This is a genomic window from Tenacibaculum sp. L6 (assembly GCF_028823685.1).
GTDB lineage: Bacteria > Bacteroidota > Bacteroidia > Flavobacteriales > Flavobacteriaceae > Polaribacter.
The window spans coordinates 1-1,231 of record NZ_JAPEHZ010000140.1 but is presented as its reverse complement, the minus strand read 5'-3'; the positions used below and the strand labels follow the sequence as shown (position 1 = coordinate 1,231).

At 25.2% G+C, this 1,231-nt stretch carries 2 protein-coding genes; both read left to right on the top strand.

What is annotated here, in order from left to right; all coding sequences use genetic code 11:
- The coding region (locus OU788_RS12340) for a hypothetical protein (RefSeq protein ID WP_274635439.1) at positions 1–508 on the top strand (508 nt) is incomplete at its 5' end.
- Positions 509–657: 149 nt separating this feature from the next.
- On the top strand, positions 658–1,231 hold a 574-nt coding region (locus tag OU788_RS12335; protein ID WP_274635438.1), incomplete at its 3' end, for a hypothetical protein.

The window sequence follows — 1,231 nt, the reverse complement described above, 5'->3', positions numbered from 1 at the left end:
ATCTTGTAAGCAAACCAGTAAAGATGCAAAAGTAGTTGGAAAGAGTAAACCGAGAGTAGAAAAAAAATCACAAAAGTTAAAAGAAATAGATATTAAATCAAGTACTGATAGTATAGTTTTTGATTTAGAAAAGTATATTGTATACTTTGTTAAAAGTAAAAAGGAATGTTGGTCAACCATAAAGGTTCAAAATAAAATAAGCAATAAAATAAATAGACTAGATACTAAAGCAAATATGTGTTTTGAAAAAAATACTATAGAAGACTTTTCACCAAATCAGAAATATTTACTATTACATTCCATAGAGAAAGGAATATTAGAAATAGATAGCAATAAAGAAGAGGTTGAAAAATATTATTGTATTTTCTTTGACATAGAAAACATGAAACTTTCAGAAAAAAACACAGACTTGTTTTGTAGTGGTGAATGGAATAATTTGAATGAATGGATTATTAGTGAAGATGAAAAATATAAAGTAGAAGAACTATTTGGGAATGGTACAGATTAGTTAATTTTTAATGTAAAATTTTCATTATAATGGACAAGGAGGCATTTACAGACAGATATTTCCCAATGGGTATATTGGTTTTAATATTAATGAACTAGAACCATACTTGACAGAGGAGTTTAAAGACCAAATAGGTTTAAAAAAAGAAAATGAGAAATATAATACTTACTCTAATTCTATTAGTTTTTATAGTTAGTTGTAAAAAGAACATTGAAAAAAAAGACAGATTAGATAATAATGTAAATAATGTTGTTCAGAGTGAGAAAAAAGTGTCTTTTGATATTCCTTTGTATAAAGATATTTTTAACAAAAAACTTATAGGTTTATCCATAAAAGATTCTTCACAGACCAAAATGTATGAAAGATACTGGTTAGATTTTTATTCTACCTGTATGTGGAATTCGCTTTCTATATATATAGATACAAGTAAACAAAAAATTTATTTTTCTCGGTACTCTGAAGATTTTGATTTAAAAGAAATAGACATTATTTACAGTTTTGAAATTAGTGAAGTTAGAAAAGAGGCAACGAGTATTAATTTTACATTATTAGATGATAAAAAAACTTATAGTATAAGTTTTTTTAAGTTAAATGAGGAAGAACTGTATAGGTTTAAAATAGATTCTTTGTTAAAAGAAACGGATATGGGAAGGCATGAGTATTATATAGATAAATCTAAAGAAAAGGGATTTTCAAAAGAAGATTGTGGAGATTTTGAAGGAT